A 7,430-nucleotide genomic window follows, 5' to 3' on the forward strand; every position below is an offset into this window, starting at 1 on the left:
GGCTTACTTCCTCTTCGCCTTCTTGTCCGCCGCGTGCCCGTAGAAGGTGCGCGTCGGAGCGAACTCACCGAACTTGTGGCCGATCATGTTCTCGGTCACCAGAACCGGCAGGAACTTGTGGCCATTGTAGACGCCGAACGTGAGGCCCACGAACTGCGGCAGGATCGTCGAGCGACGCGACCAGATCTTGATGATCTCGTTGCGGCCCGAAGCCCGCGACTTGTCCGCCTTCTTGAGCAGGTAGCCGTCGACGAACGGGCCCTTCCAAACGGAGCGTGCCATCGTCCGCCCTCCTTACTTCGAATGACGGCGGCGCAGGATCAGGCCATCCGTCTTCTTGTTGTGACGAGTCTTCTTGCCCTTGGTCGGCTTGCCCCACGGCGTGACCGGATGACGGCCACCCGAAGTGCGGCCTTCGCCACCGCCGTGCGGGTGGTCGATCGGGTTCATGGCGACGCCACGGACCGACGGACGGATGCCCAGCCAACGGTTGCGGCCGGCCTTACCCTTGTTGGTGTTCATGTTGTCCGGGTTGGACACGGCACCCAGGGTGGCCATGCAGTCGCCACGGACCACGCGAAGCTCGCCCGAGGGCAGCTTGAGCTGGGCGTAGCCACCGTCGCGGCCGACCAGCTGCAGGTAGGTGCCGGCCGAACGGGCCAGCTGACCACCCTTGCCGGGCTTCAGCTCGACGTTGTGCAGCACCGAACCGACCGGGATGTTCTTCAGCGGCATGGCGTTGCCGGGCTTCACATCCACCTTCTCGCCGGCGATCACCGTGTCGCCCACCTTCAGGCGCTGCGGCGCCAGGATGTAGGACAGGGTGCCGTCCTCATACTTGATGAGGGCGATGAAGGCCGTGCGGTTCGGATCGTACTCCAGGCGCTCAACCGTCGCCGGAACGTCGAACTTGCGGCGCTTGAAGTCCACCAGACGGTAGACGCGCTTGTGACCGCCACCCATCCGGCGCGCGGTGATGCGGCCGGTGTTGTTGCGGCCGCCGGACTTGGTCAGGCCCTCGGTGAGGGTCTTGACCGGCTTGCCCTTCCACAGCTCCGAGCGGTCGACGATGACCAGCTGGCGGAGCGACGGCGTAATCGGGCGATATTGCTTCAGAGCCATCGGATCACACTCCCGCTCAGATGCCCGTGGTCACGTCGATCTTGTTCCCCTCGGCGAGGGTCACGACGGCCTTCTTGAAGTCCGAGCGGCGGCCGATGGTCCCGCGGAAGCGCTTGGTCTTGCCCTTGGAAACCAGGGTGTTGACCGCCGTCACCTTCACGTTGAACAGCCCCTCGACAGCCGCCTTGATCTCCGGCTTGGTCGCCGACAGCGGCACGCGGAACGTCACCTGATTGTGCTCCGACGCCATCGTCGACTTCTCGGTGATCACCGGAGCCAGGATGAGGTCGTACATCCGCTCCTGGCTCACCGCAGGTTTCGACTGCTTGCTCATTTCAGGCGAGCCTCCAGCTGCTCGACCGCGTTGCGGGTCAGGACCAGCGTATCGCGGCGAAGAATGTCGTAGACGTTGGCGCCCTGCTCCGGCAGCACGTCGATCAGCGGGATGTTGCGCGAGGCCCGAGCGAAGTTCTCGTTCAGGTTGGCGCCATCGATGATCAGAGCCGAGGTCAGGCCGAGCGAAGCGAGGCGGACAGCCAGTTCCTTGGTCTTGTGGGTCTCGGCCGAGGCGGCGTCGAGGACCAGGAGCTTGCCTTCCGCGGCCTTGGTGGACAGCGCGGTCTTCAGAGCCAGCTTGCGGACCTTCTTGGTCAGGTCGTGCTCGTGCGAGCGGACGACCGGGCCGAAGATGGTCGCGCCGCCACGGAACTGGGCGGAACGCATGGAGCCCTGACGGGCGCGGCCGGTGCCCTTCTGGCGGTACGGCTTCTTGCCGGTGCCGGAGATCTCGCTGACCGTCTTGGTCTTGTGGGTACCGGCGCGGCGCTTGGCCAGCTGCCAGTTGACCATGCGGGCCAAGATGTCCGTGCGCGACGGAAGGCCGAAGATCTCGTCGGCCAGCTCGATCTCGCCGACGGTCTCGTTGTTCAGGTTCTTAATGGTCGCCTTCATGGCCATCACTCCTGCGGCTCGGCAGCGGCTTCAGCGGCCGGCGCAGCCTTGATCCCGGCGGGGAACGGCAGACCTTCCGGAGCCTTCTTCTTCACCGCGTCGCGGATGCGCAGCCACGCTCCCTCGGCGCCCGGAACGGCACCCTTGAGGAAGATCAGACCGCGGTCCTCATCGACCGACACGACCTTCAGGTTCAGAACCGTGACCTTCTCGTCGCCGAGATGACCGGCCATCTTCTTGTTCTTGAAGACCTTGCCGGGGTCCTGGCGGTTACCCGTCGAACCGTGCGAGCGGTGCGACACCGACACGCCGTGCGTCGCGCGCAGACCACCGAAGTTCCAGCGCTTCATCGGACCGGCGAAGCCCTTACCGATGGAAGTGCCGGTGACGTCGACGAACTGGCCCGGGACGAAGTGCGCAGCCGAGAGCTCGGCGCCGACCTCGATCAGCGCGTCGGCATCGACGCGGAACTCGACCAGCTTGCGCTTGGGCTCGACGCGCGCCTTGGCGAAATGCCCGCGCTGCGGCTTCGTGACGTTCTTCACCTTGATGGCGCCGGCGCCGAGCTGGACGGCGGTATAGCCATCCTTGTCCTCGGTGCGAACGGCGACGACCTGGCAGCTGTCGACTTTCAGCACAGTCACCGGCACGTGCTGCCCATCGTCCGTGAAGACGCGGGTCATGCCGACTTTCTGCGCGATCAAACCGGATCGCATTGTTCTTTATCTCCTGACCAGGGACATCCTCAGAGGGAGAGGTCCCTCAACAGCAACGATTTAGAGCTTGATTTCGACGTCCACACCGGCAGCGAGGTCGAGCTTCATCAGCGCGTCCACCGTCTGCGGCGTCGGGTCGACGATGTCGAGCAGACGCTTGTGGGTGCGGATTTCGAACTGCTCGCGCGACTTCTTGTCGACGTGCGGCGAGCGGTTGACCGTAAACTTCTCGATCTGCGTCGGCAGCGGGATCGGGCCCCGCACCCGAGCACCGGTCCGCTTGGCGGTGTTGACGATCTCGCTGGTCGACTGGTCGAGCACGCGATGATCGAACGCCTTCAAGCGGATGCGGATGTTCTGGCTGTCCATGTCCAAACGTCCCTTGCACCTCGTTTCGGTGACGCCACTGCGCCACCGGTACCCCAAAACTGTCCCCGGGGACCCGCGGCGGCAGGCAACCCTGCGCCGGTTCACCGAAGCGGCGGGCTGTGGTTCGTCCTGTCCGATCTGACGGCCGATACGAAAAGGAACATCCCCCGCATCGCAATGCGGATGGATGTTCCTGGCAGCAACCGGAGCAAGCTGGACTTGCGGTGCCGTTCGTGATCGGGCTGCGTCTAGGCCGGACATGCCTACTACCAACCCAAATTCCAGAGGGCGTAACGTGTATGCCCTAGGCGCCCCGGTGTCAACCCACATTTTCCCCCTTGTGACAGGGAGATGACGGAGCTGGGGCGGTTCGGCGAGTCACGCCGCATTTTCGCGGACCGGCTATGCAAAAGGGGCCGGTCCGCAGACCGGCCCCCGCCGCAAAGCTTAGACTTACTTGATGATCGAGGCGACGACGCCGGCGCCGACCGTACGGCCACCCTCGCGGATGGCGAAGCGCAGGCCCTCGTCCATGGCGATCGGAGCGATCAGCTCGACTTCCATGGAGATGTTGTCGCCCGGCATCACCATCTCGGTGCCTTCCGGCAGCTTCACCATGCCCGTCACGTCGGTCGTGCGGAAGTAGAACTGCGGACGGTAGTTGGTGAAGAACGGCGTGTGACGGCCACCCTCTTCCTTGGTCAGGATGTAAGCCTCGGCCTTGAAGGTGGTGTGCGGGGTGATGGTGCCCGGCTTGGCCAGAACCTGGCCGCGCTCCACGTCCTCGCGCTTGGTGCCGCGCAGCAGCGCGCCGATGTTGTCGCCGGCCTCGCCCGAGTCGAGCAGCTTGCGGAACATCTCCACGCCGGTCACCGTCGTCTTCACCGTCGCCTTCAGCCCGACGATCTCGACTTCCTCGCCGACCTTGACGATGCCGCGCTCGACGCGCCCGGTCACCACCGTGCCGCGGCCCGAGATCGAGAACACGTCCTCGATCGGCATCAGGAACGGACGGTCCTTCGGACGCTCCGGCTGCGGGATGTACTCGTCCACCGCCTTCATCAGCTCCAGGATCGCCTCACGGCCGATCGCCGGCTGCTTGTCCTCCAGCGCGCACAGCGCCGAGCCCTTGACGATCGGAATGTCGTCGCCCGGGAACTGGTAGGAGGACAGCAGCTCGCGCACCTCCATCTCGACCAGCTCCAGCAGCTCCGGATCGTCGACCATGTCGACCTTGTTCATGAACACCACCAGCGCCGGCACGCCGACCTGGCGGGCCAGCAGGATGTGCTCGCGGGTCTGCGGCATCGGGCCGTCGGCGGCCGACACGACCAGGATCGCGCCGTCCATCTGCGCGGCGCCCGTGATCATGTTCTTCACGTAGTCGGCGTGGCCCGGGCAATCGACGTGGGCGTAGTGGCGGTTGGCCGTCTCGTACTCGACGTGGGCGGTCGAGATCGTGATGCCGCGCGCCTTCTCCTCCGGCGCCTTGTCGATCTGGTCGTAGGCGGTGAAGGTCGCGCCGCCGGCCTCGGCCAGCACCTTCGTGATCGCCGCCGTCAGCGACGTCTTGCCGTGGTCGACGTGACCGATCGTGCCGATGTTGCAGTGCGGCTTGTTCCGCTCGAACTTTGCCTTCGCCATGGTGTGTGCTCTCCGTCTCTTTGTCGTTCCAGCGGTATCAGGCCATCTTGGCGCGGATGGATTCCGCTATGGCCTGCGGCACCGGCTCATAATGGTCGAACTGCATCGTGTACTGGGCGCGCCCCTGGCTCATGGAGCGCAGGGTGTTCACATAGCCGAACATGGACGCCAACGGAACCGCCGCCATGATCGAACGGGCGTTGCCCCGCTGGTCCATGGCGGTGATCTGTCCGCGCCGGCTGTTCAGGTCGCCGATGATGTCGCCCATGTAGTCCTCCGGGGTCACCACCTCAACCCTCATGATCGGCTCCAGCAGGACCGGGCCGGCCTTCTCCATGCCGTCGCGGAAGGCCGCGCGGGTGGCGATCTCGAAGGCGAGCACGGACGAGTCCACGTCGTGGAAGGCGCCGTCCACCAACTCCACCTTCAGGTCGATCACCGGGAAGCCGGCGATCACCCCCGCGTTCAGGGACGCATCCAGCCCCTTCTGCACGCCCGGAACGAACTCCTTGGGCACGGCGCCGGCGACGACCTTGTTCTGGAAGACGAAACCGCTCCCCGCGGGCAGCGGCTCGAACACCAGCTTGACGCGGGCGAACTGGCCGGTGCCGCCGGTCTGCTTCTTGTGGGTGTGATCGACCTCGGCGGTCCGGGTGATGGTCTCGCGGTACGCCACCTGGGGCGCCCCGACGTTCGCATCCACCTTGAACTCCCGCTTCATGCGGTCGACGATGATTTCCAGATGCAGTTCGCCCATGCCCTTGATGATCGTCTGGCCGCTTTCACGGTCGGCGGCCACGCGGAAGGACGGGTCCTCCTGGGCAAGGCGGGAGAGCGCCATGCTCATCTTTTCCTGATCGGCCTTGGACTTCGGCTCGACGGCCACCTCGATGACCGGTTCCGGAAATTCCATCCGTTCCAGGGCGATGGGCCTGGCGGGATCGCACAGCGTGTCGCCGGTCGTCGTGCTCCTCAGCGCGGTGAAGGCCACGATATCGCCGGCATGGGCTTCGTCGATCTCCTCCCGGCTGTTGGCGTGCATCAGCAGCATGCGGCCGATGCGCTCCTTTTCGTCCTTGCCGGGATTCAGCACGGCGGCGCCGGAGGCGACGGTGCCGGAATAGACGCGCACGAAGGTCAGCGACCCGACGAAGGGGTCGTTCATGATCTTGAAGGCGAGCGCGGAGAAGGGAGCGGCGTCGTCCGGCGCACGCTCGTCCGTTCCGGCGCCGCCGACGCGGTGTCCCTTGACGGCCCCGACGTCCACGGGGGCCGGCAGATAGTCCACCACGGCGTCCAGCATCGGCTGGATGCCCTTGTTCTTGAAGGCGGACCCGCAGAGGACGGGCACGAAGCGCAGGCCGATGGTGCCCTTGCGGATGCAGGCCTTGAGGGTGTCCTCGGACGGCTCCTGCCCGGAATCCAGATAGGCCTCCATGGCCGTGTCGTCGAGTTCGAGGACGGCGTCCAGAAGCGCCTGACGCTGGAGCGCCGCGGCATCCTTCAGAGCATCGGGAATGTCGGTGTGGTAGAACTCGGCGCCCAGCGTCTCTTCTTTCCAGACGATGGCGCGCATGGCGACCAGATCGACGACTCCGACGAAGCCGGCCTCGGACCCGATCGGCAGCTGGAGAACGAGCGGCGTGGTTCCCAGCCGTTCCTTCATCATGGCGACGCAGCGGAAGAAGTCCGCGCCGGTACGGTCCAGCTTGTTGACGAAACACATGCGGGGCACGCCGTACTTGTCGGCCTGCCGCCACACGGTCTCGGACTGAGGCTCCACCCCCGCAACGGAGTCGAACACCGCAACCGCACCGTCGAGCACGCGCAAGGACCGTTCGACTTCGATGGTGAAGTCGACGTGGCCCGGCGTGTCGATGATGTTGATGCGGTGGTCGCGCCAGAAGCAGGTCGTGGCCGCGGAGGTGATGGTGATGCCCCGTTCCTGTTCCTGCTCCATCCAGTCCATCACCGCGGTGCCCTCGTGCACCTCGCCGATTTTGTACGACTTTCCTGTGTAGTACAAAATCCGCTCGGTGGTCGTGGTCTTCCCGGCATCGATGTGAGCCATGATGCCGATGTTGCGGTAGCGATCCAGAGGATGGGAACGGGGCATGACAAGCACCTGGGCCGGTGGGTGCCTTACCAGCGGTAGTGCGAGAACGCCTTGTTGGCTTCCGCCATACGATGGGTGTCCTCGCGCTTCTTCACGGCGGTGCCACGCTGGTTGGCGGCATCCAGCAGCTCACCCGACAGACGCTCGGTCATGGTGTTTTCCGAGCGGGCGCGGGCGGCGCCGATGAGCCAACGGATGGCCAGGGCTTGGGCGCGGTCCGTGCGGACCTCGACCGGAACCTGGTAGGTGGCGCCACCGACACGACGCGAGCGCACTTCGAGGTGCGGCTTCACGTTCAGCAGGGCGTCGTGGAAGACCTGAACCGGCTCGTTCTTGGTCTTGGCCTCGATGCGGCTCAGCGCACCGTAGACGATGCGCTCGGCGGCCGACTTCTTGCCGTCCAGCATCAGGCAGTTCATGAACTTGGTCAGGACGCGGTCGCCATACTTGGCGTCCGGCAGGACCTCACGCTTCTCGGCGCGACGACGACGGGACATCGTGAATACTCCTTA

9 protein-coding genes are annotated in these 7,430 nt (G+C 65.3%); all 9 read right to left on the reverse strand.

The window, feature by feature from the left end; translation table 11 throughout:
* Positions 1–3 precede the first annotated feature (3 nt).
* Positions 4–282, reverse strand: coding sequence for a 30S ribosomal protein S19 (rpsS, locus tag QSG27_RS03840; RefSeq protein WP_014241034.1), 279 nt, complete (start codon positions 280–282; stop codon positions 4–6).
* A 12-nt stretch (positions 283–294) separates the two neighbouring features.
* A complete protein-coding gene (gene rplB / locus QSG27_RS03845) occupies positions 295–1,122 on the reverse strand; it encodes a 50S ribosomal protein L2 (protein ID WP_306703816.1) in 828 nt (275 codons plus the stop codon).
* A gap of 16 nt (positions 1,123–1,138) precedes the next feature.
* Positions 1,139–1,456 carry a 50S ribosomal protein L23 gene (locus tag QSG27_RS03850; RefSeq protein ID WP_094303029.1) on the reverse strand — a complete coding sequence of 106 codons (318 nt, stop codon included), beginning with the start codon at positions 1,454–1,456 and terminating at the stop codon, positions 1,139–1,141.
* The gene (gene rplD / locus QSG27_RS03855) at positions 1,453–2,073 is read right to left on the reverse strand and encodes a 50S ribosomal protein L4 (protein ID WP_306703817.1); all 621 of its coding nucleotides are present in this window, start codon (positions 2,071–2,073) and stop codon (positions 1,453–1,455) included. The genes QSG27_RS03850 and rplD overlap by 4 nt, the downstream gene beginning before the upstream one ends.
* A 5-nt stretch (positions 2,074–2,078) precedes the next feature.
* Positions 2,079–2,789, reverse strand: a complete 711-nt coding sequence (gene rplC, locus QSG27_RS03860) for a 50S ribosomal protein L3 (protein ID WP_109070630.1) — start codon at positions 2,787–2,789, stop codon at positions 2,079–2,081.
* A gap of 60 nt (positions 2,790–2,849) precedes the next feature.
* A complete protein-coding gene (gene rpsJ / locus QSG27_RS03865) occupies positions 2,850–3,158 on the reverse strand; it encodes a 30S ribosomal protein S10 (RefSeq protein ID WP_014241039.1) in 309 nt (102 codons plus the stop codon).
* Between the two features lie 453 nt (positions 3,159–3,611).
* Positions 3,612–4,802 carry an elongation factor Tu gene (gene tuf, locus QSG27_RS03870; RefSeq protein WP_306703818.1) on the reverse strand — a complete coding sequence of 397 codons (1,191 nt, stop codon included), beginning with the start codon at positions 4,800–4,802 and terminating at the stop codon, positions 3,612–3,614.
* A gap of 37 nt (positions 4,803–4,839) precedes the next feature.
* Entirely contained in the window at positions 4,840–6,918 is a 2,079-nt protein-coding gene (gene fusA / locus QSG27_RS03875) for an elongation factor G (RefSeq protein WP_306703819.1), read from the reverse strand.
* Positions 6,919–6,944: 26 nt separating this feature from the next.
* Positions 6,945–7,415, reverse strand: a complete 471-nt coding sequence (rpsG, locus tag QSG27_RS03880; RefSeq protein WP_014241043.1) for a 30S ribosomal protein S7 — start codon at positions 7,413–7,415, stop codon at positions 6,945–6,947.
* Positions 7,416–7,430 lie beyond the last annotated feature (15 nt).

This window comes from Azospirillum isscasi (assembly GCF_030849505.1).
Taxonomy (GTDB): Bacteria; Pseudomonadota; Alphaproteobacteria; order Azospirillales; family Azospirillaceae; genus Azospirillum; species Azospirillum isscasi.